The 25,692-nt window shown below is 65.5% G+C and carries 21 protein-coding genes and 1 pseudogene; 12 read left to right on the top strand and 10 right to left on the bottom strand.

Translation table 11 applies throughout. The features are described from left to right. Positions 1-16 precede the first annotated feature (16 nt). Together CT676_RS46060 and CT676_RS12050 are read right to left on the bottom strand one after the other, a co-directional pair. Positions 17-1,507, bottom strand: a pseudogene (locus CT676_RS46060) (autotransporter outer membrane beta-barrel domain-containing protein); the annotation flags it as partial. A gap of 548 nt (positions 1,508-2,055) precedes the next feature. Further along, the gene (locus tag CT676_RS12050) at positions 2,056-3,081 is read right to left on the bottom strand and encodes a cyclopropane-fatty-acyl-phospholipid synthase family protein (RefSeq protein ID WP_135214700.1); all 1,026 of its coding nucleotides are present in this window, start codon (positions 3,079-3,081) and stop codon (positions 2,056-2,058) included. 380 nt (positions 3,082-3,461) lie between these two features. On the opposite strand from CT676_RS12050, the gene CT676_RS12045 reads away from it, so the two are divergent. The 3 genes from CT676_RS12045 to CT676_RS12035 all read left to right on the top strand — a co-directional run bounded on the left by CT676_RS12045 (position 3,462) and on the right by CT676_RS12035 (position 6,121). Further along, the gene (locus CT676_RS12045) at positions 3,462-4,487 is read left to right on the top strand and encodes a flagellar motor protein MotA (RefSeq protein ID WP_028150916.1); all 1,026 of its coding nucleotides are present in this window, start codon (positions 3,462-3,464) and stop codon (positions 4,485-4,487) included. Positions 4,488-4,646: 159 nt separating this feature from the next. Beyond that, a complete protein-coding gene (locus CT676_RS12040) occupies positions 4,647-5,675 on the top strand; it encodes a peptidoglycan -binding protein (RefSeq protein WP_135214699.1) in 1,029 nt (342 codons plus the stop codon). After that, positions 5,675-6,121, top strand: a complete 447-nt coding sequence (locus CT676_RS12035; RefSeq protein WP_135214698.1) for a GNAT family N-acetyltransferase — start codon at positions 5,675-5,677, stop codon at positions 6,119-6,121. Before CT676_RS12040 ends, CT676_RS12035 begins: the two co-directional genes overlap by 1 nt. Before the next feature lie 229 nt (positions 6,122-6,350). Here the strand turns inward: CT676_RS12035 and CT676_RS12030 are convergent, their stop codons facing one another. After that, complete coding sequence (locus CT676_RS12030; protein WP_135214697.1) at positions 6,351-8,195, bottom strand: ABC transporter ATP-binding protein/permease; 1,845 nt, start codon at positions 8,193-8,195, stop codon at positions 6,351-6,353. 199 nt (positions 8,196-8,394) lie between these two features. Between CT676_RS12030 and rpmE the strand changes: the two genes are divergently transcribed. After that, positions 8,395-8,622: a 50S ribosomal protein L31 gene (gene rpmE / locus CT676_RS12025; RefSeq protein WP_007599895.1), complete on the top strand. Its 228-nt coding sequence runs from the start codon at positions 8,395-8,397 to the stop codon at positions 8,620-8,622. 194 nt (positions 8,623-8,816) lie between these two features. Here rpmE and CT676_RS12020 read toward each other — a convergent pair whose 3' ends face one another. Next, positions 8,817-9,326 carry a DUF1465 family protein gene (locus CT676_RS12020; protein WP_028148425.1) on the bottom strand — a complete coding sequence of 170 codons (510 nt, stop codon included), beginning with the start codon at positions 9,324-9,326 and terminating at the stop codon, positions 8,817-8,819. 51 nt (positions 9,327-9,377) lie between these two features. Between CT676_RS12020 and CT676_RS43965 the strand changes: the two genes are divergently transcribed. Then, on the top strand, positions 9,378-9,527 hold the full coding sequence (locus CT676_RS43965) for a hypothetical protein (protein ID WP_167768031.1): 150 nt from the start codon (positions 9,378-9,380) through the stop codon (positions 9,525-9,527). Positions 9,528-9,953: 426 nt separating this feature from the next. On the opposite strand, the gene CT676_RS12010 is transcribed toward CT676_RS43965, so the two are convergent. Further along, positions 9,954-10,145 (bottom strand): DUF1192 domain-containing protein, encoded by a 192-nt coding sequence (locus CT676_RS12010; RefSeq protein ID WP_085401848.1) that lies wholly within the window; start codon positions 10,143-10,145, stop codon positions 9,954-9,956. Between the two features lie 275 nt (positions 10,146-10,420). Here CT676_RS12010 and metG point away from each other — a divergent pair, with 275 nt between their 5' ends. The 3 genes from metG (at position 10,421) to CT676_RS11995 (ending at position 16,195) form a co-directional block, all read left to right on the top strand. Then, positions 10,421-12,100, top strand: a complete 1,680-nt coding sequence (metG, locus tag CT676_RS12005; RefSeq protein WP_135214696.1) for a methionine--tRNA ligase — start codon at positions 10,421-10,423, stop codon at positions 12,098-12,100. 67 nt (positions 12,101-12,167) lie between these two features. Beyond that, entirely contained in the window at positions 12,168-13,166 is a 999-nt protein-coding gene (locus CT676_RS12000) for an NAD(P)H-quinone oxidoreductase (RefSeq protein WP_135214695.1), read from the top strand. Positions 13,167-13,318: 152 nt separating this feature from the next. Then, on the top strand, positions 13,319-16,195 hold the full coding sequence (locus CT676_RS11995) for an EAL domain-containing protein (RefSeq protein WP_166079403.1): 2,877 nt from the start codon (positions 13,319-13,321) through the stop codon (positions 16,193-16,195). Positions 16,196-16,743: 548 nt separating this feature from the next. Here the strand turns inward: CT676_RS11995 and CT676_RS11990 are convergent. Together CT676_RS11990 and CT676_RS11985 are read right to left on the bottom strand one after the other, a co-directional pair. Then, positions 16,744-16,992, bottom strand: coding sequence for a hypothetical protein (locus CT676_RS11990; protein ID WP_063981010.1), 249 nt, complete (start codon positions 16,990-16,992; stop codon positions 16,744-16,746). Between the two features lie 11 nt (positions 16,993-17,003). Further along, complete coding sequence (locus CT676_RS11985; RefSeq protein WP_028148420.1) at positions 17,004-17,261, bottom strand: hypothetical protein; 258 nt, start codon at positions 17,259-17,261, stop codon at positions 17,004-17,006. A gap of 137 nt (positions 17,262-17,398) precedes the next feature. On the opposite strand from CT676_RS11985, the gene CT676_RS11980 reads away from it, so the two are divergent. Continuing rightward, a complete protein-coding gene (locus tag CT676_RS11980; RefSeq protein WP_135214694.1) occupies positions 17,399-18,895 on the top strand; it encodes a diguanylate cyclase in 1,497 nt (498 codons plus the stop codon). A gap of 152 nt (positions 18,896-19,047) precedes the next feature. Here CT676_RS11980 and galU read toward each other — a convergent pair whose 3' ends face one another. Continuing rightward, positions 19,048-19,923 (bottom strand): UTP--glucose-1-phosphate uridylyltransferase GalU, encoded by an 876-nt coding sequence (galU, locus tag CT676_RS11970; protein WP_135214693.1) that lies wholly within the window; start codon positions 19,921-19,923, stop codon positions 19,048-19,050. Positions 19,924-20,177: 254 nt separating this feature from the next. Here galU and CT676_RS11965 point away from each other — a divergent pair, with 254 nt between their 5' ends. Next, a complete protein-coding gene (locus tag CT676_RS11965) occupies positions 20,178-21,509 on the top strand; it encodes a lytic murein transglycosylase (protein ID WP_244623157.1) in 1,332 nt (443 codons plus the stop codon). A 171-nt stretch (positions 21,510-21,680) separates the two neighbouring features. Then, positions 21,681-23,363 (top strand): SGNH family hydrolase, encoded by a 1,683-nt coding sequence (locus tag CT676_RS11960; RefSeq protein ID WP_135214692.1) that lies wholly within the window; start codon positions 21,681-21,683, stop codon positions 23,361-23,363. A gap of 188 nt (positions 23,364-23,551) precedes the next feature. Here the strand turns inward: CT676_RS11960 and CT676_RS11955 are convergent, their stop codons facing one another. Next, positions 23,552-23,926: a CsbD family protein gene (locus CT676_RS11955; RefSeq protein WP_063981006.1), complete on the bottom strand. Its 375-nt coding sequence runs from the start codon at positions 23,924-23,926 to the stop codon at positions 23,552-23,554. Between the two features lie 134 nt (positions 23,927-24,060). Then, the gene (locus tag CT676_RS11950) at positions 24,061-24,798 is read right to left on the bottom strand and encodes an SDR family oxidoreductase (protein WP_135214691.1); all 738 of its coding nucleotides are present in this window, start codon (positions 24,796-24,798) and stop codon (positions 24,061-24,063) included. Positions 24,799-24,896: 98 nt separating this feature from the next. Here CT676_RS11950 and CT676_RS11945 point away from each other — a divergent pair, with 98 nt between their 5' ends. Further along, the gene (locus CT676_RS11945) at positions 24,897-25,676 is read left to right on the top strand and encodes an SDR family NAD(P)-dependent oxidoreductase (protein WP_167768030.1); all 780 of its coding nucleotides are present in this window, start codon (positions 24,897-24,899) and stop codon (positions 25,674-25,676) included. The last annotated feature ends 16 nt before the right edge of the window (positions 25,677-25,692 follow it).

Raw genomic sequence — 25,692 nt, 5'->3', positions numbered from 1 at the left:
GCGCCATGGCGTCGCTGCCGCCCCAATAGCGGTTGCCGACGCGCTGCTGCAGCGTCGGCAGATCGTTCATGCCGAGCAGCAGCTGCGCGTAGTTCTCGTACAGCGGAACGCCCGGCTGATAGAGCGGACCGGGAGGTCCCGAGACCGGCGGATTGATCAGGCTCGAGCGCAGATACCAATCGCCGTCGCCGGGAGTGGCGATGCCGTTCTTCTGCAACGTATAGGCATAGGCGCCACCGACCACCGCCTGCTCGCCGTGAAGGACATAGCTGCCCAGAAGCGAAAAACTGCCGTTGGACGCGCCGGCCACGTCGATCACCTTGATGCCTTCGGTGGTCTGCGCGCCGGCGCCGCCGACATTGGTGATGCGCAGCGACGACGAGCCCGACGTGCTGCCCTGCACCCGCAACAGATCAGTCGGCGAGTTGTCGCCGCCGAGCCGGGAGTTGAGCTGCACCGTGCCGCCATTGCCCACGTAATTGCCGGCCACGGTCAGCGTGGTTCCCGGCGCGCCGCCGAGGGTGACCGTGCCGGCATTGCCGAGCGAGGTGAGCGTTTGATTGAAGCCGGCGAGGTCGAGTGTGCCGCCGGCAGCCACGTTGAAGGCCGACGCTGCGCTGAATGTGTTCGCGGCTCCCGCGCGCAACGTACCGCCGGTCACGTTTGTCGCCCCGTTGTAGGTATTGGCGCCGATCAGCGTCTGCGCACCGCCAGTGATCGTCAGGCCGCCCGTGCCACCGATCACGCCGGCGAACGTGTCGTTCGCGTTGGTGATCGTCAGGTTCTTCGCGCCGAGGCTGACGCCGCCGCTGCCGGCGAGGCTCTGAATGCTGGTGCCGCCGGCGGTGATGCCGGAAATATCGAACGTCCCGTTGGCGACGACGCGGCTCGAATTGCTGATGGCGCCCGCACCGGTGAGCGCGAGGATACCGGTCTGGATCACGGTCTGGCCGGCATAAGGGCTGCTGGCGGCAAGGTTCAGGGTGCCGTTGCCGATCTTGGTCAGTCCGCCGGCACCCGTGAAGGCAGCGGTGGCATCGGTGCCGACCGTGAACGCGCCGGTGTCGATCGTCAGCCCGCCCGCGAGGATGTTGAGCTTGGTGCCCGAAAATCCGTTGATGAAGGTCGCGTTGCTGGCAGTCGCCCGCAGGATGCCATTGTCGAAATTGGCCTGGCTCGCGCCGGGGCCGCCCCGCAACGATTGAGTTTGCAGCATGCCGCCGCCACTGATGTTGAGCGTGCCGGAAGAGGAGGCGTTGCCGCCCAGGATCGTGCCGACTCCTGTGGCGACTGCTCCGCCATTTTGAATGTTGAGCGTGCCGACGCCTAGAAAGCCGACATAAAAGGTTCCGGCGGGTACGTTCCATCGCGATCCCGGTCCGGTGACAGTCACGATTCCGGTGCTTCCGGCCGAAATTCCGATCCGCGATGAGCCGGTACTCGTCAGCGTGCTGCCGTTCTGGATCGTCAGATTGCCGGCCGTTGCACCGCTGTTGCCAATGGACATCGTCCCCACCGAAACGCTGAACGGGCCGCCGACGCCGAGGATCGTCTCCCGTTGCGGCGGCGCGCCCAGGATTCCGATGTTGACGGTTTGACCCGGGATGGGAGGGGCCGCGGTCGTCCAGTTGCCGCCGGCCATCCAATCGTTGCTGGTCAAGCCGGTCCAATTGGCCTGGGCCGAGGCTGATCGTGCGAACAGCGCCGACAGCGCCACAACCAACAGGCTCGCCAGCAGCAAGCGAAGCATGCGAGTCCGGGACGTGCCGGGGGAACAATGCCGAGTCCGGTTCGGACTCCTGCGAAGCAGGTCATCTGATTGTCGTCGGATCGTCGCAGCAGCCCCGATGCATTCGCGCATGCGCTATTCCAATTGCGTCCACACCGTTCGAGGATGCGGATTTTCTTGTCGTGTGGTCCACGAAATACAACCACAACGCTAGGCGAGCAGAAACGATCAGACAACAATCGAAACGTGCTGCTCCGAAGATACACACGGCGTGTGCCGTTTGCGCAACGAAAGACGCTTAACAAGTTCTTTCGGGAATGCGCGCCCTAACCCGCCTTCATCCGGTAGTGGCTGACACCCCATTCGCTGCCATCGGCGTAGCCGAACAGCCCTGATGTCGCGAGGAAGAACCAGCGCCAGCGCCGCATCCACAAAGCGGTCTCCTCGCCATGGACGCTGCGCAGGGACGCTTCGATCGTGTCGCGATGCGCATCGAAATTGGCGAGCCAGTCGTTCGCGGTGCGCTGATAGTGTGTACCGCTCCAGCACCATTCCTTCTCGATCCTGAAGACGTCGCCGAATTGCCTGACGAGGTGATGGCTCGGCATCAATCCATCCATGAAGACATGCTGCGCGATCCAGTCCTCACGATTGGCGCGGTCGAACAGATGAGAGCCGGAGCGATGGGTGACGATGTGCATGAAGAAGCGCCCGTCAGGCGCGAGCCAGGACCGCACGCGCGTCATCAGCTTGCGCCAGTTCATCATCTGCTCGAACATCTCGACCGAGACGATGCGGTCGAACTGCCCATCGGGCGCGAACACGTTCATGTCCGCCGCGACCACGCGCAGGTTCAACAGCCCGCGCAGCCGCGCCTGCTCCTCGACATAGGCGCGCTGGGCCTGCGAGTTCGACACCGCCGTCACCTTCGCATGCGGGAACCGCCGCGCCATCCACAGCGACAGGGAGCCCCAGCCGCAGCCGAGCTCGAGGATGGTCTGGCCGTCGGCGAGACCGGCGTGCTCGACGGTCTGGCGCAGCGCCTCCTCCTCCGCCTCCTGCAGGGTGCTCGCATCGGACTTGTAGAAGCAGGACGAGTAATTGCGGTTGGGGCCGAGCACCTCCGCAAAGAACGCCGCGGGCACCTCGTCGTGCCCGGCGTTGACGGCATCCGCGTCCCCGGCGATCGGCCGCAGGATCATCCGCCCGGCGAAGGCGGCATCGTCGGCCGCGCCCAGCGCGGACATGCGCGTCGCCGTGCGCGAGCACAGGCGCTGGATCGCGGCGCGGATCACGACGTCGGGCAGCGGCACGCGTTCGGCAGTCCCGAAGATCGCGGAAACGACGCTCATGCGATCACTCCGTTGATCAGGTCTCGTTGTGGCGGCGGCGGAAGGAACGGGCAGGTTCGGGCGTTGCCACCCGCCCGGCGGGCTCTGAGGTCCAGACAGGATCGACCGCGCCGCAGATGCTGCCGCGCCACCCAGGCGAGCGCCATCCGGACCGCGAGCAAGAGCGCGATGACGGCCACTCCCCAGGATTCGTCACCATGCAAAAATCCGACCTAAGCCTGCGGAATGCCGAAGTTTTGCAAATTGCGCCTCTATCAAAGCGTGGTTTCGGCTTTGGGTTCCGAGAGCTGTCCACGAAATCGGCGCATCCGGCGCTTTTTTTGGGCTGCCGCTGTGCCATAGTGCGCCCGCAAGCAAGTTCCTAACGGATGATACCGGCCATGCCGCCAGGCGCCTCGCCCCGCTCCCCCATCGATATCGAATATACCAAGCTATCCTCACCCAGCGTTTTCCTGGTGCGGATGCTGGTCTTTCTGGTGCTGTGCACCCTGGTCGGCGTGGTGCTCTACAAGCAGATCATCCTGGCCTTCTTCGCCAATCCCGGCCTCAATGCCCTGATCGGCGGCGTGCTGTTCATCGGCATCATCCTGGCCTTCCGGCAGGTGATCCGGCTCTACCCCGAAGTCTCCTGGGTCAACAATTTCCGCATCGCCGATCCCGGCCTGGCGCCGTCCCGGCACCCGAAACTGCTGGCACCGATGGCCATGATCCTCGGCGGCGAGCGCACCGGGCGGATGACGATCACCCAGACCACCATGCGGCACCTGCTCGATTCGATCGCGACCCGCCTCGACGAGGCCCGGGACATCTCCCGCTACATGACCGGCCTGCTGGTCTTCCTCGGCCTGCTCGGCACCTTCTGGGGCCTGATCGAGACGGTCGGCTCGGTCGGCAAGGTGATCGACGGGCTCAAGGTCGGGGGCGATTCCGGCGCCCTGTTCGACACGCTGAAGGAGGGCCTCGCCGCCCCGCTCGGCGGCATGGGCATCTCGTTCTCGAGCTCGCTGTTCGGCCTCGCCGGCTCGCTGATCCTCGGCTTCCTCGATCTGCAATCGAGCCAGGCCCAGAACCGCTTCTACACCGACCTCGAAGACTGGCTCGCCACCACCGTGCGCGAATATGGCCACGGCGAGGTTGCGGTCGCAGCCGCCGGTGGCGGCGGCGGCGTTGCCAGCGGCGAGCTCCAGGCCGCCGTCGAGCGCTTACGCTCCGTGCTCGAGGAAGGCAGCGCCAGCCGCGGCACCACGGCGGCAATGGCGAGCCTTGCCGAAGCCATCCAGGCGCTGGTCTCGCACATGCGGACCGAGCAGCAGATGATCCGCGAATGGGCCGACGGCCAGGGCGAGCAGAACCGCGAGATCCGCCGCCTGCTGGAGCGCATCGCGCGCCAGCCCGAGAAGGGTTGAGGACACGACGAAGGGTTCGTGCCCCGGACGCGATGCAGCACGAAGTGGTGCATCGCCGAGCTGGGGCCCAGAGCCTTCACCGAGACAAATGGGTCCCGGCTCTGCGCAGCAGCGTTGCACGCTGCAGCGCGTCCGGGACACGAGAGAACGGAGACGACAATGGCTCTAGCCCGCGGCCGCCGCAGCGAAGCCGGCTTCAACTACTGGCCCGGATTCGTCGACGCGCTGTCGACGCTGGTGCTGTCGATCGTGTTCCTGCTGTCGGTGTTCCTGGTCGTGCAGTTCTTCCTGTCGCAGGAGGTCACCGGCAAGGACAAGGCGCTGGAGCAGCTCAACGCCAAGATCGCCCAGCTCAACGAGCTCTTGTCGCTGGAGAAGCTCGGCAAGCTCACGCTGGACGACCAGGTCTCGCAATTGAAAGCGGGCCTCGCCTCGGCCGAGACCGAGCGAGATCGCATCAAGGGCCTCTATGACGGCCTCGCCGCTGCCGGCAACGACGCCCAGGGCAAGTCCACCGAGCTCGGCAAGGCGCTGGACTCGGAGAAGTCAGTCTCGGCGCGAGCGCTGGCGCAGATCGAGGTGCTGAACCAGCAGATCAGCGCGCTGCGACGGCAACTGGCCGCGTTGGAGGAGGCGCTCGACGCCAGCGAGAAGCGCGACAAGGAATCGCAGAACCGCATCGCCGATCTCGGGTCTCGCCTGAATGTTGCCTTGGCGCAGCGCGTGCAGGAATTGTCGCGTTATCGCTCGGAGTTCTTCGGCCGCCTGCGCACCATTCTGGGCAATCGCCCTGACATCCGCATCGTCGGCGACCGCTTCGTGTTCCAGTCCGAAGTGTTCTTCGACACCGGCCAGGCGACACTTCTGCCGGAAGGCCGCGCCGAGCTCGACACATTGGCGACCGCGCTGATCGATCTCGACAAGAAGATCCCGAGCGAAATCCCCTGGGTGCTGCGCGTCGACGGCCACACCGACATACGCCCGGTCAGCGGCGCGAATTTCAAGTCCAACTGGGACCTGTCCGCGGCGCGCTCGATCTCGGTGGTGCAATACCTGATCTCGCTCGGCGTGCCCGCCCAGCGCCTCGTCGCCGCCGGCTTCGGCGAATTCCAGCCGCTCGACACCGCCAACACGGAAGAGGCCTTCAAGCGCAACCGCCGCATCGAGCTGAAGCTGACGGAGCGGTAGTGAGCGCCCTCCACCTCCGCCCCTACCGCCCCGAGGACGAAGCCGCCGCGATCGACCTCTGGCATCGCACCTGGCAGCAGGCCTATCCGCAGATCGATTTCGCCGCGCGGCTGGACTGGTGGCGCGAGCGCTGGCGCAAGGATCTGGTGCCGAAAGCCTCGATCGTGGTCGCGGAAGCGGACGGCGTGCTGACCGGCTTCGTCACCATCGACGGCGAAGGCTATCTCGACCAGCTCGTGGTCGATCCCGCGCACTGGGGCTCGGACGCGGCGAGGCTGCTGGTGGATGAGGCCAAGCGCCTGTCACCGTCAGGCGTCACGCTGCTCGTCAACAAGGACAATGCCCGCGCCATCCGCTTCTACGAGCGCAACGGCTTTGCCCATGCCGGCGACGATTTGAACCCGACCTCGGGACGGCCGGTGCTGAAGATGACATGGCGGGCGTGACGAGGTTTGCTGCCGACCCCACCCTCCGCTGGATGCCCCGGCTTGCCGCCTTCGCTGAAGCTTCGGCGTGCCGAGCGCTCGTGTGGGCCTCGGCGTAGCCTTGGCGGAGCCGGGACCGGGGCATCCAGTACGCCGCGACTTCTCCGAATCCCACTACTGTCTGTGGAATACTGGATCACCCGCTTTCGCGGGTGATGACACCGTCAATGAGGCGACAGTCAGGAGCCCCTCACGCGCCCTCGAACTGCAGCCTCGCCAGCCTCGCATAGAGTCCGTTCTTGGCGACGAGCTCGGCATGCGTGCCCTGCTCGACGATCTTGCCCTGGTCCATCACCAGGATGCGGTCGCAGGACAGCACGGTGGCGAGACGATGTGCGATCACCAGCGTGGTGCGGTGACGCATCAGCTCTTCGAGTGCGGTCTGGACCAGCGTCTCGCTTTCGGCATCGAGCGCGGAGGTCGCTTCATCGAGCAGCAAGAGCGGCGCATCGCGCAGGATGGCGCGGGCGATCGCGATGCGCTGGCGCTGGCCGCCGGAGAGCGTGACGCCGCGCTCGCCGAGCGGGGTCTCGAAACCTTCGGGCAGGCGACGGATGAACTCGGCGGCATGCGCGAGCTCGGCGGCACGCTCGACCTCGGCATCGGTCGCATCGGGCCGGCCGAAGCGGATGTTCTCGCGGGCGCTCGCGGCGAACACGTTGGATTCCTGCGGCACCAGTGCGATGCGCAAGCGAAAATCGCGCGGGTCGGCGGATTTGACCGGCACGCCGTCGAGGGAGATCGCGCCGCCCCGCGGGTCGTAGAAGCGCAGCAGAAGATGAAAGATGGTGCTCTTGCCGGCGCCTGAGGGGCCGACGATCGCGACCTTCTCGCCGGGGCGCACGGTGAACGACACGGCATCGAGCACATTGACGTGAGGCCGCGCCGGATAAGCGAAGCTGACCTGGTCGAAGCCGACCTCGCCGCGCGCCGGCACCGGCAACGCGCGCGGGGACGCCGGCGCGGTGATCTCGGGCTGCACATGCAGGATCTCGAACAGGCGCTCGGCGGCGCCGGAGGCGGCCGAGACCTCGCCCCAGACCTCGCTGAGCTGGCCGAGGCCAGCCGCGGCGAAGGCCGCATAGAGCACGAACTGGCCGAGCCGCCCCGGCGAGATCGTACCGATCAGGACGTCATGCGAGCCGATCCAGAGGATCGCGACCACGCTTGCGAACACGATGAAGATGATGATGGCGGTGAGCACGGCGCGGGCCTGCGTGGAGGTGCGCGCGGCTTCATAGGCCTGCTCGACCTCGCCGCCAAAACGCTTCTCGGCTAGCCCTTCGCTGGTATAGGCCTGCACAGTGCGGATGGCGCCGACCAGCTCGCCCGCATAGGCGGAGGCTTCGGCGAGCGTGTCCTGCGCATTGCGCGACAGACGCCGCACCCAGCGCCCGAACGCGACCAGCGGCAGCACGATCAGGGGAATGGCGAGCAGCACGAAGCCGGAGAGGCGCGGGCTGGTGATCACCATCATCGCCGCCGCGCCGAAGAACATCATGAGATTGCGCAGCGCGATCGAGACGGAGGCACCGACCGCGGACTTGATCTGGGTGGTGTCGGCCGTGAGCCGCGACACCAGCTCACCGCTGCGCGCGGAATCGAAGAAGGCCGGCGAGAGCGAGAGCAGATGGGCAAAGACGTCGCGCCGGAGGTCGGCGACGATGCGCTCGCCGATCGTCATCACGAGGTAGTATCGCGAGGCGCTGGCAAGCGCGAGCACGGCGACCACCGCGATCATCACCGAGAAGTAGCTGTTGATCAGCGCGATGCCTTCCGGCGTCAGGCCGAAATCGATCATCCGCCTCACAGCGATGGGCACCAGCAGCGTGGTCAGCGCCGCGACCGTGAGCGCGACGAAGGCGAGCGCCGCGCGGCCGCGATAGCGGGCCACATAGGGCGCGAGTGCCAACAGCGGCCGCAGCTTGGCGCGGCTCTTCGCCGGCGTCTCGATCAACTCGGCTTCGATCGACGGGGCCTCAGGCGCGGCATGCTTGTCGCGGTACTGGTCGTCAAGCCGTTCCACAGCGCTCATGAGATCGGACACCCAAGGAGACAGATTAGCTCCACATAGGCCGCTGCGGGGGGAGTGGCAAATCCGGGATGTCCCTTAGGGGACGGCCCGGTTCTCCTTTGCCCACAATGGCTTGTTTTAAAGGGGCCTGTGGGGTATAGACCCCGCCAAATCCGTCAGATAGCCACTCAAGACAGGCGCCGGGCGCCGAGGAATTGCCATGAAAGCCGAAATTCATCCGAATTATCATACGATTAAGGTCGTGATGACCGACGGAACCGAGTACCTGACCCGCTCCACCTGGGGCAAGGAAGGCGACACGCTGAACCTCGACATCGACCCGAAGTCGCACCCGGCCTGGACCGGCGGCAACGCCCAGCTGATGGATCGCGGCGGCCGCGTCTCACGCTTCCAGAAGAAGTTTTCGGGCTTTCTCAAAAAGGATTGATCCCGCCCGCAAGGCTGGACACGAAAAACGCCCCCGGTCAGACCGGGGGCGTTTTTGTTTGTGGCGAGACCTGTAGGGTGGGCAAAGCGAAGCGTGCCCACCATTCCTTCTACGATCCGGAAAGCAAAGTGGTGGGCACGGCGCTTTGCGCCTTTGCCCACCCTACGAGACCTGTGACTACGGCACCTGGGTGCTTACCGCTCGAACGCGGCCTTCAGCGCGTTGAGCTGCGGCACCAGCGGGTTGCCGATCGCCACGTATTCGACCGGCGGGGTGTGGATGGTGGTGTCGAGGCGGCGCACGCGGGTCTGAAGGCTCATCGAACGATGGATCAGATCCTGGAGCTGCGAGGGCAGCTTCTCGACGGTATCGGACGGGCCGGGATCGGCGGCGCTGAGCTTGACCTTGGTCTTCTCGCGATTGGCCTGGCTCAGCGTCATCTCGCCTTCCTTCACCGCGCGGTGCAGCAGCAGCCACGAGGCCAGCTGCATCAGGCGGGTGGTCAGACGCATGCTCTCGGTCGCATAGGTGAGGCTGACGGCGCGATCGAGCGCCTTGGCCTCGGTGCGGCCGGCGCCATCGAGATAGGCGGCGGTCTCTTCCACCAGGTCCATGCCCTCACGGAACAGGACGCCGAACGCCGCAGAATTGGTGAACCGCTCACTGAGTTGAACGAGAGCACCTTCGGCTTGCAAACGTTCCATGGTTAACGCCCCTTACGCAACTGTCTGACTGTCCGGCTTTGGCGCCGGCTTATGATGAACAAATCATTGCGCGAGCCGGACGCGGAGTCCAGCGACAAGCGCGGATATGGTTTCCGCGCGTCTTTCCTCGGAATTCAACCGGAACGAGACCCAAAAAAGGCAAAAAAAGAGCCGCCGGAGACCGGCGGCTTTGAAAGTTGATAACAGGGAGGCGTCAAACAGAGTGGACAGGAGCCACTCGGTGTCCAAACGAGGACAGCTCCAGTCATAAACCCGAAAGCTTAATTGGAAGTAAACGAGCTAATTTTTTGAGAGTTCGTTAGCCATGTCGGTCACTGGCCGAGGGGGCGGCGGAACAAACTCGGCACTCGTCATTCCGGGGCGCCACGAAGTCGCGAGCTTTGATGCGCAATTGCGCATCTGAGAATCCATAGCCACAGGCGGATGCGGTGGCCCGGCTCAGCCTGCCCGCTTCAACTGCCCGTGATTAGGGATTCCGGGCTCGGCGCTGCACGCCGCCCCCGATTGACGACACGAGATAGTTTTGCGCGAAGCATGGGTCCCGTCTCTGCGGAGCAGCGCTACGCGCTGCACCGCGTCCGGGACACGAGAGGTGAGCGCTGGGCCCTACTTCTTGAAAAAACTATCCGCCGCATTGCGCGAGGCACGCTTCTTGGTGGCGGCTTCCTCGAGCCTTGCGATCTCGGTGTTGAGCAGCGCCACGCGCTCGGTCAGTTCTTCCACTGACAGGAGTGAGAGATCCTGTCCGATTTCATGGCTGACCTTCTTGCGCGGCTTGTCGTCGTCCTCGATGGCCATGTGTCCTCCCGGGCAGTCCTGTCCTGAACGACGCCGATCTGGCGCTTTCCGAGCCGAAATGGTATCGCTTCTGCACAAGGAGAATTTGCAGTGACTTTCGCGAACGCGCAACACCTGACGCGAATGCCCCAGCCCGACCGCAAGGAGGTTGACCGGACGGGATAAGCGCGCGTCCACGCGCGTGAGGCATGAGCCGACCCCAAGCCCTTCCGATCATGCGGGAGGGCTTTTGATTTTTCGTCGGTCGGCATCACCAAACGCGAAAGACCGCAGTCATGACCAAAATTCTCATCACCAGCGCCCTTCCCTACGTGAACGGCGTCAAGCATCTCGGCAATCTCATAGGCTCGCTCCTCCCTGCCGATGTCCATGCCCGCTTCAGGCGGCAGATCGGCGACGACGTGCTCTTCATCTGCGCCACCGACGAGCACGGCACGCCGGCCGAGCTCGGCGCCGTTCGCGCCGGACAGGATGTCCGCACTTTCTGCGACGCGCAGCACGCAATCCAGGCCGACATCTACCGCCGGTTCGGCCTCTCCTTCGACCATTTCGGGCGAACCAGCTCGCCACAGAACAGCGCTCTGACGCAACACTTCTATCGCAGGCTCGACGATGCCGGATTGATCGAGGAACGCAAGTTGCCGCAGGTCTGGTCACCCACGGACGGCCGCTTCCTGCCGGACCGCTACGTGCTCGGCACCTGCCCGCATTGCGGCGACCCGTCCGCGCGCGGTGATCAATGCGACCAGTGTGGCGCGCTGCTCGATCCGCCCGAACTGATCGACCCGCGATCTGCGCTGTCAGGCGACCGGGCGCTGGAGGTCCGCGAAAGCCGCCATCTGTTCCTGCGCCAGTCGCAGCTCGTGTCCGCGTTGAGTGCCTGGATCGACAGCCGCTCAGGCTGGCCCTCCTTCGTGGTATCGACCGCGAAAGGCTGGCTGACAGCCGATCTGCGCGATCGCTGCATCACGCGCGATCTGGCCTGGGGCATCCCGGTTCCGCGACAGGGATTCGCCGACAAGGTCTTCTATGTCTGGTTCGACGCGCCGATCGGTTACATCGCCGCCACCCAGGAATGGGCCGCCGCCGCGCCGGGCCGCGACTGGCGAAAATGGTGGTGGCAGGCCGATGACGTCCGCTACGTCCAGTTCCTCGGCAAGGACAACATCCCATTCCACACCGTGAGCTTCCCGGCGACGCTGATCGGCTCGAACGAGCCCTGGAAGAGCGTGGACGTGATCAAGGGATTCCACTGGCTCAATTACGAGGGCGGCAAGTTCTCGACCAGCCGCAATCGGGGCATCTTTACCGACCAGGCTCTGGAGGAATTGCCCGCCGATCTCTGGCGCTGGTGGCTGATCGCCAACGCGCCCGAAAGCGCCGACACCGATTTCAACGTTGCCAGGTTCGTCGCCGACGTGAACAAGGATCTCGCCGACATCTTCGGCAACCTCGTCAATCGCATTGTCAGCTTCGCCCATCGGGCCTTCGACGGCCGGATTCCGGAAGGCGGCGCTCCTGACGAGGCCGAGCACCTGCTCGCACGGGAACTGGAGCAGCGTATCGCGACGCTGCGACGCCATCACGAGGCGCTCGAGTTTCGTTCCGCGGCCGCCGCAACGCGTGCGATCTGGGATGTGGCGAACGCTTACCTGCAGCATGCCGCGCCGTGGACGGCCATCAAGTCCGATCGGCTTCGCGCGGCGATCGTGACGCGAACAGCCCTCAATCTGGTCCGCACCTGCGCCGTGCTGGCGTGGAGTATCGTACCCAGCCTGTCGGAAACTGTGCTGCACGCCTTCGCTGGCGAAGATGCCGCGCCACGCTGGCCCCGTGGCCCAATCGCGGACCTCCTCGACGGCGGCGCCGGCACAGCGATCGCGCCGATCGGTCCGCTGGTCGAAAAAATCTCTCCCGAGAGAGCAGGCGATCTGGCGGCGCGGTTCGGGCCTTAATGTCGTTTCACTTCGGCGGAAAAAGGCGATATGCCATCCGCCGAATTCATTCATCCAAGGACACATCATGGACAAGCTGCCCGCGCAAATGACCGTGGTCGCCATCTCCAAGCCCGGTGGACCGGAGGTGCTGGTGCCGGAACAACGTGCCGTTCCGCAGCCCGGTCCCGACGAGATCCTGGTCAAGGTGCAGGCCGCGGGCGTCAACCGGCCCGACGTGGCGCAGCGCTCCGGCGCCTATCCGCCGCCGCCCGGCGCCAGCGACCTGCCGGGGCTCGAGATCGCCGGCGAAGTGGTGGCGGTCGGCAGCAACGCCAAACGGCACAAGATCGGCGACAAGGTGATGTCGCTGGTCGCCGGCGGCGGCTATGCGCAGTACTGCATCGCGCAGGACGCCCAGGCGATGAGCGTGCCGCCGGCACTGTCGATCAAGGAAGCCGGCGCGCTGCCGGAAACCCTGATGACGGTCTGGCACAACGTGTTCGAGCGCGGCGGCCTGAAGGCCGGCGAGACGCTGCTGATCCATGGCGGCTCCTCCGGCATCGGCACCATGGCGATCCAGCTTGCGAAAGCCTTCGGCGCGAAAGTGTTCGTCACCGTGGGATCGCAGGACAAGATCGATGCCTGCCTCAAGCTCGGGGCCGACCGCGCCATCAACTACAAGACCGAGGACTTCGTCGCCGTGGTCAAGGAAGAGACCGACAAGGCCGGCGTCAACCTGATCCTCGACATGGTTGCCGGCGAGTATGTCGACCGCAACTATGATGCCGCCGCGGTCGACGGCCGCATCGTGCAGATCGCAACCCTCAACGGGCCCAAGGTCAGCGTCAACATCGCCAAGGTGATGGTGAAGCGCCTGACGCATACCGGCTCGACCCTGCGCCCCCGTAGTAATGCGGACAAGGCGGCCATGGTGGCCGCAATCGAGGCGAAAGTGATGCCGCTGTTGCGCGAAGGCCGCGTCAAGCCGCTGATGGACAGCAGTTTCCCGCTGGAAAAGGCATCCGACGCGCACCGGCGCATGGAGACCTCGGCACATATTGGCAAAATTGTGTTGGAGGTCTAGGCCTCTGGCCCACAGGGTTAGCGGAAACCCTTTGATTTTCCTCGCTTTCGTGGCATCTATCGCGACGCGCCGAACCATCTTGTTCCGTTCGGAAAACGCCTTGCACTGACCATCTGCACTGAAGAGTTTGCGTCGAACGCGGAGAACCGACCTTGCGTCTGATCAGGTGCCTCGCGCCCATAGCGCTGGGCCTCATGATTCTCGTCGCCGCATCCCCGGCGCGCGCGTTGGATGCCGTCAGCGTCCGCGGCGACGCGCCCGCGATCGACCTCACCGGCGTGCTCGAGCATCAGCGCAGTGACGCCGATCGCATCCAGGTCTCCACTGCGCCCGGCACCGACGGCATCGTCCGCCGCATCGAGGTGCGCGCCCGCGAGGGCGGCCAGAACTGGGTGGTGTTCGCGCTCGCCAACAACACCGACGACCAGCTCGACCGCCTGATCGTCGCCCCGCATTACCGCATCGTCTCGTCGGGCCTGCTGTGGCCCGACCTCGGGCTGTCGCGCATCGCGACCATCACGCCCTCGATCGGCGACCGCCCGGAGCGCCAGGAGAGCGCGACGGCCGACGTGTTCCGCATCACGCTCGATCCCGGCGCCGTCGTCACCTTTGTCGCGGAACTGCGCACCGACAAGCTGCCGCAGCTCTATCTGTGGGAGCCCGAGTCCTACAAGGACAAGGTCAACTCCTTCACGCTCTACCAGGGCATCGTGATCGGCATCTCCGGGCTTTTGGCGCTCGTGCTCACCATTCTGTTCGTGGTGAAGGGCAGCATCATGTTCCCGGCCGCCGCGGCGCTGGCCTGGGCGGTGCTGGTCTATATCGGCGTCGATTTCGGCTTCTGGGGCAAGGTGCTCGACATGTCGAACAACGCCGAGCGCATCTGGCGCGCGGCGGGTGAAGCGATATTGGCGGCGACGCTGCTGGTGTTCCTGTTCGCCTATCTCAACCTCAGTCGATGGCACGTGCGCTATTCGCACATTACGGTGCTCTGGCTTGCCTTCCTGGGTTCGCTGGTGGCGCTCGCCTTGTTCGACCCGGCGGTGGCTTCCGGCATCGCCCGCATGTCGCTGGTGCTGATCGCCTTCGCGGGCTTCGCGCTGATCGTCTACCTCTCCACCCACGGCTTCGACCGCGCGGTGCTGCTGATCCCGACCTGGTTCCTGCTGGTGGTCTGGGTGGTCGCGGCCGGCATGACGGTCGCGGGCTCCGTCACCAACGACATCGTCGGCCCTGCCCTGCTCGGCGGCCTCGTGCTGATCGTGATGCTGATCGGCTTTACGGTGATGCAGCACGCCTTTGCCGGCGGCAGCGCCAGCACCGGCGTCGTCTCCGACATCGAGCGGCGGGCGCTGGCACTGGCCGGTTCCGGCGATCTGATCTGGGACTGGGACGTCTCCGCCGACAAGGTGTTCACCAGCCCCGAGACCGAAGCCCTGCTCGGCCTCAAGCGCGGCACGCTGGAAGGCCCGGCGGCGTCGTGGCTCGAGGTGCTGCATCCGCTCGACCAGGACCGGTTCCGCGCCGCGCTCGACAGCGTGCTCGACCAGCGCCGCGGCCGCCTGGTGCAGGACTTCCGGCTGCGCACGCCGGACGGTCATTTCATGTGGTTCGCGCTGAAGGCGCGCCCGGTGGTCGGCTCGGACGGCGAGGTTTCGCGCGTCGTCGGCACGCTGACCGACGTCACCGAGCTGCGCAACGCCGAGGAGCGCCTGCTGCACGATTCCGTGCATGACAACCTCACCGGCCTGCCCAACCGCAAACTGTTCATGGACCGGCTGGGCGCGGTCGCGCATTTCGCCAAGACCATGCCGACGCTGCGTCCGACGCTGATGGTGATCGACCTCGACCGCTTCAAGCAGGTCAACGATTCCGTCGGAATCGCGGTCGGCGACTCGATCCTGCTGACGCTGGCCCGCCGCCTCACCCGCATCCTGAAGCCGCAGGACACGCTGGCGCGGCTTGCCGGCGACCAGTTCGGCCTGATCCTGCTCTCGGAGCAGGACCCTGCCCGCATCACCGCCTTCGCCGAGACCATCCGCAAGACCATCCGCGCCCCGATCGCCTTCAACGACCGCGAGATTTTTCTCACCGCCTCGATCGGGCTCGCGCTCTCAGATCCGCAGACCCAGTTGACGGACGAGATCATCAAGGACGCCGAGCTTGCGATGTATCATTCCAAGCGGATCGGCGGCGACCGCATCGACGTCTACAAGCCGGCGATGCGCGCGCGAAAGACCGACCGCCTGACGCTGGAGAGCGAGCTGCGCCGCGCCATCGAGCGGCAGGAGCTCACGATCCTGTACCAGCCGATCGTACGGCTGGAGGATCGTTCGATCGCCGGCTTCGAGGCGCTGGTGCGCTGGGATCATCCGAAGCTCGGACGCATGGCGCCGTCGGAATTCATCAGCATCGCGGAAGAGACCGGCCTGATCGTCGACCTCGGCATGTTCGTGCTCGACCAGACCGCAAAGCAGCTTTCGGTGTGGCAGCGCGCGATGCGCTCGCGCGAGCCGATCTTCGCCTCCGTCAACGTCTCCTCGCGGCAATTGCTGCGCCACGATCTGATCCACGACATCCGCACCGTGCTGTCGCGCTCCTCTGTGGCGCGCGGCACGCTGAAGCTGGAACTGACGGAATCGCTGGTGATGGAGAACCCGGAGCACGCAGCCCAGATGCTGACGCGGATCCGCGAGCTCGGCACCGGGCTGTCGCTCGACGATTTCGGCACCGGCCATTCCTCGCTGGCCTATCTCCAGCGCTTCCCGTTCGACACCATCAAGATCGACCAGTCCTTCGTTCGCACCACCAACCGCGGCACCCGTCCGGTGATCCTGAAGTCGATCATCGCGCTCGCGCATGACCTCGGCATGGACGTGGTCGCGGAAGGCGCCGAGACAGACTCCGACGCGGTCGAGCTCTACCAGATGGGCTGCGAGTACGCACAGGGCTTCGCCTTCGGCGAGCCGATGGACGCGGACGCGGCGATGCGTCTGCTCACGGAAGTGCGGCTGGAAGCGGCGAGCTAGCGCTTATCTTCTTCCGCTCTCCTCCCGGAAAGGGTCGCTCGCAAAGCGAGCGGGGTGCCGCACCGGCGCGCTTATGCCGGGCTTGATCCAGATCAATAGGCCCTGCTCGACCACCATGAAAGATGGCACGCAGCATTCGATCCAGAACGGCTTCGTCATCGAGGTCACTGGGCTCGCAGCTGTCGTTCTCAGAATGAGCAGACCACGCGTCTTTCTCAGGAGTCACGGATGACTCGGCACCTTTTCTACGCGATGACCCTCATCGGCACCGGAGTGTTCCTCGCCTCATCGGCCGAAGCAGTGACAGCCGCACGATGCGAGGATCGAGGCGCAAATTGCCTCGGCACATGTGCCGACTACACCGGCGGGGCCGGTGACGTTCGAGGGCGCCAGAACACATGCGTGCGCGTCTGCGACCGGCAGACGACCAGATGCCTGATACGAGCCCATGACGAACGCTGGCCCCATAATCGCCAATGAAGGCCGTGGTTCTACACTTGGGCTAACGCCCCCCGTCTCGCGCTTGCGGCGCACTGCGTCCAGCTGACCTACCCTGGCTTGCGTCGTAGCCCCGCGACCAAACAAAACCCCACCACCAGCGAGATCGCGGCAAGACCGCCCCAGACCATTCCCGCCTGTTCGAGATAAACATCCTGCGTTACAGGGTCGTAGCAGCGGCCGAGCTCGTTGAAGCAGTCGCGCCAGCGCCAGTAGCGGGCCTCGAAGGCGAGCGCGAACAGCACGCCTGTTGCAATCAGGGCTGCGCCAAAAATCCCCCTTAGCCAGCGCAGAATCATGCAGCGTCAGCTCACCTGCGCTGCTTCTTCTTGGTGAAGCGCACGCTCTGGCCGTCCGGCATCCGCGTCGCGACGAACCCCGCGGCGAGGCAGGCTTCGCGCTGGGGCATCTGGATGTCGGGGCTGCGGAGGCTGTCCCACCATGAGGCGCGATTCGCCGCCCGCGGCAGGGCCGAGCCGATGATCTCCTCGATCTGCTCGAAACTCAGCACGAATTCCGTTTGCTTCTGCCGCATCAGGTAATCCCGCAGCGCGTCGTAATCGTTCACAATCGTCCTCTCGTCCCAGCTCCGCTGCCCAAAAGCGATGCCCGCGGAAACCAATTCTTAACTCATTGTGGCAGCGCCGTCCCGGCTTAAACACTACGCAAGATTTCGGGCGCATCCACTAGTGTCGGGAGCAATCGATGCAGTCTGGATGGCGCGACGTCACGACCCGCCGGCCGTGGCGGATTTCGGCGAAGCTGCTGATCATATCGTCCGTCGTGACGGTGATCGGCTTTTCCGCCATTTGCGTCAACGTCATGCTGGACATGCGCCGCGGCGAGGAGGCCCTCGCTCGCCAGACGCTGGACAATCTGGCCACCTCCATCGAAGCAGATATCAGCCGCAACATCGAGATCTACGATCTCTCCCTGAAGGCGGTCGCCAGCAACATGCTGCTGCCGGAGATCAACGCGGTCTCGAAGCCGATCCGTCACCTGATCCTGTTCGATCACGCCACCACGGCGCGGCACTTCGGCGCCATCCAGGTGTTCGATGCCGAGGGCAGGCTGACCATCGACGCCTCCACGCTCGATCCCCTGCCGGAGAACCGGAGCGAGGAGGACTACTTCAGGGTTCATCGCGACGATCCCGACGCCGGCCTCTTCATCAGCCGTCCGATGCTTTTCCGCGGCGCCTATTCCATCGTGCTGAGCCGGCGCATCAGCGATACCGACGGCGGCTTCTTGGGGGTCGTCACCGGCTCGATCCGTTTCAGCTATTTCCACGAATTGTTCGAGCGCCTGAACCTCGATCCCGACGATACCATCACCGTGCTGACGCGCGATCGCACCATCATGATGCGGCGGCCGTTCGATCTCGACGTCATCGGCAAGAATCTGGGGACGCGGCAGAGCTGGAAGGCCGACAATCTCAAGGCCGGCGGGTCCTATGCGGGCCAGGGCCCGGTGGACGCGACGCCGCGCCTCTATGTCCGCAGCACCGGCCCGGGTCCGCTGTTCGTGGTGGCAGGCAAGCCGCTCGCCGCCGTGTTCGAGCTCTGGCAGAAGGAAGCCTACCGCATCGGCGCGGTAGTCCTGGCGCTCATCCTGTTCATGCTGGCCTCGACGCTGGTGCTCGCCCGCGAGATCGGCCGGCGTGCCGAAGCCGAGCGCAAGCTCGAGGAGATGGCGACGACGGATGCGCTCACCGGCCTGAAGAACCGCCGCAAGTTCGATCAGGTCATCAACGTCGAATGGCGCCGCGCGATGCGCCAGAAGACGCCGGTCGCGCTGCTGATGATCGATGCCGATCACTTCAAGGCCTACAACGACACGTTCGGCCATCAGGCCGGCGACCAGGTGCTGGTCGGCATCGCCATCTGCATTTCCGATTCGGTGCGGCGGTCCGGCGACTGCGCCGCGCGCTATGGCGGCGAGGAATTCGCGGTGCTGCTGCCGAACACTTCGGCCGCCGAGGCCTTCAATGTCGCCGAGACGATCCGCGGCAAGGTGCAGGGTTGGTCCGACGACCAGGCGATGTCGACGGTCTCCTGCGGGATTGCGGGCCTGGTCCCTACCACCGGCCTGGACTGGCCGGTCCTGGTCGCCGCCGCCGACAAGGCGCTCTATGCGGCGAAAGCCGGTGGCCGCAACCAGTCCGTGATCGCGAGCCTTCCGAAGCTGTCGCTGGTGGCGTGAGCCCTCAGTGTCGTCCCCGCGAACGCGGGGACCCATACCGCGGAATCTATCAATCGTTGCCGGCAGCAGTACCGAACGGCGAATCTTCGCCAAACAACTCCCTGGGGTTATGGGTCCCTGCGTTCGCAGGGACGACACCGAGAGTGTAGCTACTACTCTCCCAGATACTTCTTCATCTCCGCAATCAGCCCATCGCGCAGTTCCGGCCGCTTCAGGCCGTAGGCGATGTTGGCGCGGAGGAAGCCGGGCTTGGAGCCGCAATCATGGCGCTCGCCCTCGAACTCGACGCCGTAGAATTTCTGCGACTTGGCGAGGCCGATCATGGCGTCGGTGAGCTGGATCTCGCCGCCGGCGCCGCGCTCCTGGGTCTCCAGGATCTTGAAGATCTCCGGCTGGAGGATGTAGCGGCCGGTGATGGAGAGGTTGGAGGGCGCGGTGCCCTTGGCCGGCTTCTCGACCATGCCGTCGACCTCGAACATCTTGCCGGTGCGCTTGCCGACGCCGCAGATGCCGTATTGATGGGTAAGATGGTCGGGCACCGCCTCGACCGCGATGACGTTGGATTTTTCGCCGAGCGTTGAAGCCGTCTCGATCATCTGCTTCAGGCAGCCGGTCGTGTTGAGCACGAGCTCATCGGGCAGCACGACCGCGAACGGCTCGTTGCCGACGATGTCGCGCGCGCACCAGACCGCGTGGCCGAGACCGAGCGGCGCCTGCTGGCGGGTGAAGCTGACGGCGCCGGCCTCCGGCTGGTTCTGCGCCAGGATGTCCTGCTCGGCCTTCTTGCCGCGCGCGGCGAGCGTCGCGTCGAGCTCGAACATCTTGTCGAAATGATCTTCGATGACGTTTTTGTTGCGGCCGGTGACGAAGATGAAGTGCTCGATGCCGGCTTCCCTCGCCTCGTCATAGACGTACTGGATCAGCGGCTTGTCGACGATGGTCAGCATTTCCTTCGGCATCGCCTTGGTGGCGGGCAGGACGCGGGTGCCGAGGCCGGCGACGGGGAATACGGCTTTGCGAATTTTCATGGGACAGATCGAATACCTGAGGACGTGAAGGGAGCAATGGTATCTTGCTAGCTTGTTTGCAGCCGCTAACAAAGGCGGATGTGGGGCCTCGCGCTCACAGAGTTGAGAAAAAGGCCGACACCAAAATTTCACCTTTGTTAAGCTATTGGCAACCGGTACCGGGCCTCCTGAAGGCGGATTTTCGGCCGGACAGGTAGGGTATGATGCAATCAGTGGCAGGGCTGGCAAAACGTGCTGGATTTGTGACCGGCGCAATGATGCTTGCGGCCGCTGTGCTGCTGCCTGTCAGCGCGCGCGCCCAGGCGCAGAACGGCTTGTCGAACCTGTTCGGCGGTATTTTCTCCGGCTCGAATCCAGCGCCCTCTCAGCCGGCGCCCGGCCCCGGCGGCGCCTTGCCATGGACCGGCGAGGACGGCGCCTCCGGCCACCCGTTGATGACGGCCGCCGCGATCCGCGAAGCGGCCTCCAACTTCAACAATTGCGTTGCGGGGATGTGGCCCGATGCCGCACGGCGCAACATCACGCAGGAGAATTTCCAGCGCTTCACGGCCGGGCTGTCGCCCGATCTGCGCATCATGGACCTGATGGATTCGCAGCCGGAGTTCACCAAGTCGATCTGGGACTATCTCGACATCCTCGTGAACGACAACCGCCTCGCCAAGGGCCGCGAGGTCCTCGCCAAATACAAGGCGCAGTTCGACGCCACCGAAAAGGCCACCGGCGTCGACCGCTACATCATCGCCTCGATCTGGGGCATCGAGTCCAATTACTCGACGCAGATGGGCGACCGCAGCGTGCTGCAGTCGACCGCGACGCTCGCCTGCATCGGCCGCCGCCAGGCCTATTTCAAGGACGAGTTTCTCTCCGCGCTGGAGATCCTCAACCGCGGCGATCTCAGGCCTGAACAGATGCGCGGCTCCTGGGCCGGCGCCTTCGGCCCGACCCAGTTCATGCCGACCGCGTTCAAGCGCTTTGCCGTGGATGGCGATGGCGACGGACGGCGCGACGTCGTCGACAATCCAACCGATCTGATCGCCTCGACTGCCAACAATCTGAAGAAGGACGGCTGGCAGGCCGGCCAGACCTGGGGCTACGAAGTCGTGGTGCCCCAGGGCTTCAACTACATGCTGGCCGATCGCGCCAAGGCGATGACGATGGCGCAGTGGGAGAAGCTCGGGCTCAAGCGCCCGGCCAACCAGCCCTTCCCGCATCCGGCCGAGAAAGCCTATCTGCTGGCGCCCGCCGGGGCGCAAGGCCCGGGCTTCCTGATGCTGCAGAATTACCGCGTCATCATGAAGTACAACCCGGCCGAGGCTTATGCGTTGGCGATCGGCCATTTCGCCGACCGGCTGCGCGGCGGCCAGCCCTTCGTGCAGCCCTGGCCGCGGCAGGAGCGCGAGCTGTCCCGCACCGAACGGCTGGAACTTCAGCAGCTGCTGGTCCAGCGCGGCTTCTACAAGGGCACCCCGGATGGCCAGTTCGGCGGCCAGACCCGGGAGGCGCTGCGCAATTTCCAGGCCTCGATCGGGGTCCCCGCCGATGGATTCGCCTCCTCGGACGTGCTGGATCGCCTCCGCGGGCGGTAAAACCGGCCCGAAAGTAACCCTGAACAGCGATTTTGCCCAATCGCCTTGACCGGGACGGCTGCTCCCCGGTGTATGACAGAAGAATCCGCAAAGAGAATCTGCCCGTTTGGCGCCTGATTCCGCTATTATATCGAGCCTGTCCCAATCCCCATTGCGCGTGCCTGAGATCGCATGTCGAAGAAGTCCCTGTTCAAGGCGCTGACCGAGACCGGCCCGCTGATCGCGCTGGGGACGGCGCTTGCGATTCTGGTCTCCGTCGCGGGACCCGCCTCGGCGCAGTTCTTCAACTTCCCCGGCTTCGGCGGCCCGCCGCAGCGGCAGGCCGCGCCACCGCGGAACGGCGGAGGCGGCGGCTGGTTCGGCGGCGACTTCTTCGCGCCATTCCAGCAGCCGCAGCAGCAGCAGGCGCCGCGCCAGGATTTTTCGCGCGCGCCGGCACCAGCCAAGCGCGACACCACGCCCGACAAGAACGTGCTGGTGATCGGCGACGCCATGGCCGACTGGCTCGCCTACGGCCTCGAAGACGCCTACACCGAGCAGCCCGACATGGGCGTAATCCGCAAGCACAAGACCACGTCCGGCCTGATCAAGTACCAGCCGAAGGGTGAGCCCGCGGACTGGGCGGCGGCAGCGAAGGGCATCCTCGAGACCGAGAAGCCTGATGTGATCGTCGTCATGCTCGGCCTCAACGACCGCATCTCGATCCGCGAGGCCGCGCCCGACAAGGCCTCGGACAAGGACAAGAAGAACGACAAGGGCGCGCGCGGCAAACCGCCGGCGAAGCCAGGCGATGCCAAGCCCGACACCGCCGCCAAGCCGGACGACAAGCCCGCCGACACCGACCTGCCGCAGGACGATGCCGACAACGCCGACACGCCGGCGGTCGCAGCGCAGGAGAAGACCGCGCGCAACCCGAACGGCCTCTACGAATTCCGCGACGAGCGCTGGGTCGAACTCTACGGCAAGAAGATCGAGGAGCTGGCCAACGTCCTCAAGTCCAAGGGCGTTCCGGTGCTCTGGGTCGGCCTGCCCGCGATCCGCGGCCCCAAGGGCACCGCGGACATGCTGTTCCTGGATTCGCTCTATCGCGAAGGCGCGGCCAAGGCCGGCATCACCTATGTCGATGTCTGGGACGGCTTTGTCGACGAAGCCGGCCGCTTCCTCCAGAAGGGCCCGGACTTCGAGGGCCAGATCCGCCAGCTCCGCAGCTATGACGGCGTCTATTTCACAAAGCCCGGCGCACGCAAGCTCGCCCACTATGTCGAGCGCGAGATCACGCGCCTGCTCGCCGGACGCTCCGGCCCGATTGCGCTGCCGAGCGAGCCTGCGACCCCCGACACCAGCGCCGAGCCCGGCAAGCCTGCGCCGCGGCCGCTGGCGGGACCGATCGTGCCGCTGGTTGCGGCCTCGATCTCGGCCGATCAATTGCTGGGCGGACCGGGTTCGCGTCCCGCCGCCGTCGATGCGCTCGCCGCGAAGACGATGGTGAAGGGTGAGCCGCTGGCCGCGCCCGCCGGCCGTGCCGATGATTATGCCTGGCCGCGCCGCGAAGTCGGCCGCGAGCAGGCCAAGGGCGATACGCCGATGGCTGCTACGACGCCGGATGGTGCTGCTGCTGCTCCCGGTACGCCAAGCGCTGCCGCCGCGATCGCGCCGCCCAGACTCGCGCCGAAGAAGCCGCCGGTGCAGCAGCCGCAGCAGCCGGCCCAGGCAACGCCGGCATTCCGCGATTTCTTCGGCTTCGGCTCTCCGCAGCCACCGCCGCGTCAATTCGCACCGGCGCCGCGTAATCCCAATCCCGCGATCCCGCGCCCGCCTGGTAACGTCGGGCGATCGGCGGAGATGTTCCGGTAGTTTTTCTGAATTGAGATCTCGTGTCCCGGACGCGCTGCAGCGTGTGACGCTGCTGCGCAGAGCCGGGACCCAGCACTGCGACATTCACCAAAGAATGGGCCCCGGCTCAGCAAAGCGGCGTTACCGGACGATGCTACGCATCGCCTAGGCCGCATTGCGTCCGGGGCACGAAAAATTCGGGCGGTGGCTCAGCCGTAATAGCGCCAGCGCGGCGGCGGGCGACGGGCGGGACGCGACATCAGGAGCGCGAGTGCGAAGCCGATACCGCCGGCGATCAGCAGCGCACCGAGCGGATTGTCCTGCACCTTCTTGGCAATCGCCTGCGAACCGTCGCGCAAGGTCTCGGCCGGCTTGTCGTAGGCGTCCTTGGCGTAGCCGGCCGCAGTCTCGCCGGCGTCGCGCACGGCGTCCTTGGCCTGGCCGTAGAGATTCTGCACGGTGCCGGCGGCTTCCCGCGCCTTGCCTGACGCCTGTGTCTGCGCATCGCCAGCGAGATCGCCGACGGCGCCTTCTGCGCGCCCAGCGAATTCCTTGGCCGATCCGACGATCCGATCCTTGTCCATGTTGCTCCTCCTCGGGGGTCAACCCAAGTAACCGATCAGGAGCAGCGCAGTTCCAAGCTTCCGCGAAAGTGTAGGCCGGACTACGCTTCCGCCTGCGCTCTTCGGGCTGCGGCGGACCAATCGCTCCATCCGGGCTACAGGATGAGCCCGCCATCGACGACCAATGTCTGTCCGATGATGTAGGACGACAGCGGCGAGGCCAGGAACAGCGCCGCGCCCGCCATGTCAGCCGGCGTGCCCAATCGCCGCAGCGGAATGCGTGACAGCGCGCCTTCGAGCCGCTTGGGATTGTCGGTGGTCACCTTCGTCATCTTGGTGTCGACGAGGCCGGGCGCGATACCGTTGACGCGGATGCCATCCTCGGCCCAGGCCTCGCCCAGCGTCCGCGTCAGTCCGACTGCGCCGGTCTTCGAGGCGTTGTAGGCGGGATTGCCCATGGTGGAATGATAGGCTGCGGTCGAGGATACCATGATCAGCGCGCCCTTGCTATCGCGCAGCATGGAGTGAAACCGCGTCGCGCAGGCCATCAGGCTCATCAGATTGACCTCGACGACCTTGCGGAAGCCGGCCATCTCGAACTCGCCGCGGCGATAGAGCACCGCGCCCTGCGCGAGCACGAGCACATCGAGACGGTCGAAGGACGGCGTGAACGCTTCCACCGCGCCGGCGTTGCCGACGTCGAGCTGCGCATAGGAAAGACCCGTGAGATCGGAGCCTTCTTGCGCCGAATATTCCGCAGGATGAGCACGCGTGCCGCAGACTGCAACTTGCGCGCCCTTGGCGCGAAAGGCTTGCGCGATGCCGTTGCCGATACCGCTGGAACCTCCGACCACCAGCACCTGCTTGCCTGAGAAATCGAGCTCGTTCGCCATCGCGGCCTCCCCTTTTGTCTTGCTTGTTTGACCTGTCTGCGGATCGATGCCAGCCTTGTCCATCTCATAACAAGAAACAAGAGACGCGAGGAAACGGCATGTCCGAATTCAAGGAGCTCAGCCGGTCAGTGAAGGGCCTGACCGTTCTCGTCACGGGTGCGGCGAGCGGCATGGGGCGCGCCACAGCGCGCGTGTTCGCCGCTGAAGGCGCGAACGTTGCCGTCACCGACTTTGACGAGCAGGGCGCGCTGTCCGTTGCCAAGGAGATTGCCGCGAACGCCGGATCCGCGAAGGCGTGGAAGCTCGATGTCGCCGATGGCGGCGAGATCAAGCGCGTCGTTGGCGATGTCGCGGCGCATTTCGGCGGGCTCGACATCATCGTCAACAATGCCGGCATCTCCGTGCGCGTCGCGATCGACGACGAGGCTTACGAAGACGCCTGGGCCAAGGGCATCGCCGTGATGCTGACGGCGCATCCGCGCATCATCCGCGCCGCGCTGCCGCACCTGCGCAGGTCGAAGAGCCCGCGCATCGTCAACATCGCCTCGACCGAGGCGCTTGGCGCCACCGCATTGCACAGCCCCTATTCGGCGGCGAAGGGCGGCGTGGCGACCCTCACGCGCTCGCTCGCCGTCGAGCTCGGCCGCGAAGGCATCACCGTCAACTGCATCTGCCCGGGCCCGATCCGCACCGCCATCACCGACCGCATCTCCGAAGAGCACAAGACGATCTACGCCAAGCGCCGCACTGCACTCGGCCGTTACGGCGACCCCGAGGAGGTCGCGCATATGACGCTGAGCCTGTGCCTGCCGGCTGCGTCCTTCCTCACCGGCGCGGTGATCCCTGTCGACGGCGGCCTGATGGCGCGCAACGCGTGAGAGCCATGACGCTTAA

Source organism: Bradyrhizobium sp. MOS001 (genome assembly GCF_004634465.1).
Lineage (GTDB): Bacteria > Pseudomonadota > Alphaproteobacteria > Rhizobiales > Xanthobacteraceae > Bradyrhizobium > Bradyrhizobium barranii.
Note: the sequence above shows the minus strand (reverse complement) of the source record. Positions and strands in the feature narration are given on the sequence as shown.

Bases quoted from the DNA above. Each gene is read 5' to 3' on its own strand.
- CT676_RS12050 (WP_135214700.1), bottom strand. From the start codon at position 3,081: ATGAGCGTCGTTTCCGCGATCTTCGGGACTGCCGAACGCGTGCCGCTG.
- CT676_RS12045 (WP_028150916.1), top strand. From the start codon at position 3,462: ATGCCGCCAGGCGCCTCGCCCCGCTCCCCCATCGATATCGAATATACC.
- CT676_RS12040 (WP_135214699.1), top strand. From the start codon at position 4,647: ATGGCTCTAGCCCGCGGCCGCCGCAGCGAAGCCGGCTTCAACTACTGG.
- CT676_RS12030 (WP_135214697.1), bottom strand. From the start codon at position 8,195: ATGAGCGCTGTGGAACGGCTTGACGACCAGTACCGCGACAAGCATGCC.
- rpmE (WP_007599895.1), top strand. From the start codon at position 8,395: ATGAAAGCCGAAATTCATCCGAATTATCATACGATTAAGGTCGTGATG.
- CT676_RS12020 (WP_028148425.1), bottom strand. From the start codon at position 9,326: ATGGAACGTTTGCAAGCCGAAGGTGCTCTCGTTCAACTCAGTGAGCGG.
- CT676_RS43965 (WP_167768031.1), top strand. From the start codon at position 9,378: ATGATGAACAAATCATTGCGCGAGCCGGACGCGGAGTCCAGCGACAAG.
- CT676_RS12010 (WP_085401848.1), bottom strand. From the start codon at position 10,145: ATGGCCATCGAGGACGACGACAAGCCGCGCAAGAAGGTCAGCCATGAA.
- metG (WP_135214696.1), top strand. From the start codon at position 10,421: ATGACCAAAATTCTCATCACCAGCGCCCTTCCCTACGTGAACGGCGTC.
- CT676_RS12000 (WP_135214695.1), top strand. From the start codon at position 12,168: ATGGACAAGCTGCCCGCGCAAATGACCGTGGTCGCCATCTCCAAGCCC.
- CT676_RS11990 (WP_063981010.1), bottom strand. From the start codon at position 16,992: ATGATTCTGCGCTGGCTAAGGGGGATTTTTGGCGCAGCCCTGATTGCA.
- CT676_RS11980 (WP_135214694.1), top strand. From the start codon at position 17,399: ATGCAGTCTGGATGGCGCGACGTCACGACCCGCCGGCCGTGGCGGATT.
- galU (WP_135214693.1), bottom strand. From the start codon at position 19,923: ATGAAAATTCGCAAAGCCGTATTCCCCGTCGCCGGCCTCGGCACCCGC.
- CT676_RS11965 (WP_244623157.1), top strand. From the start codon at position 20,178: ATGATGCTTGCGGCCGCTGTGCTGCTGCCTGTCAGCGCGCGCGCCCAG.
- CT676_RS11960 (WP_135214692.1), top strand. From the start codon at position 21,681: ATGTCGAAGAAGTCCCTGTTCAAGGCGCTGACCGAGACCGGCCCGCTG.
- CT676_RS11955 (WP_063981006.1), bottom strand. From the start codon at position 23,926: ATGGACAAGGATCGGATCGTCGGATCGGCCAAGGAATTCGCTGGGCGC.
- CT676_RS11950 (WP_135214691.1), bottom strand. From the start codon at position 24,798: ATGGCGAACGAGCTCGATTTCTCAGGCAAGCAGGTGCTGGTGGTCGGA.
- CT676_RS11945 (WP_167768030.1), top strand. From the start codon at position 24,897: ATGTCCGAATTCAAGGAGCTCAGCCGGTCAGTGAAGGGCCTGACCGTT.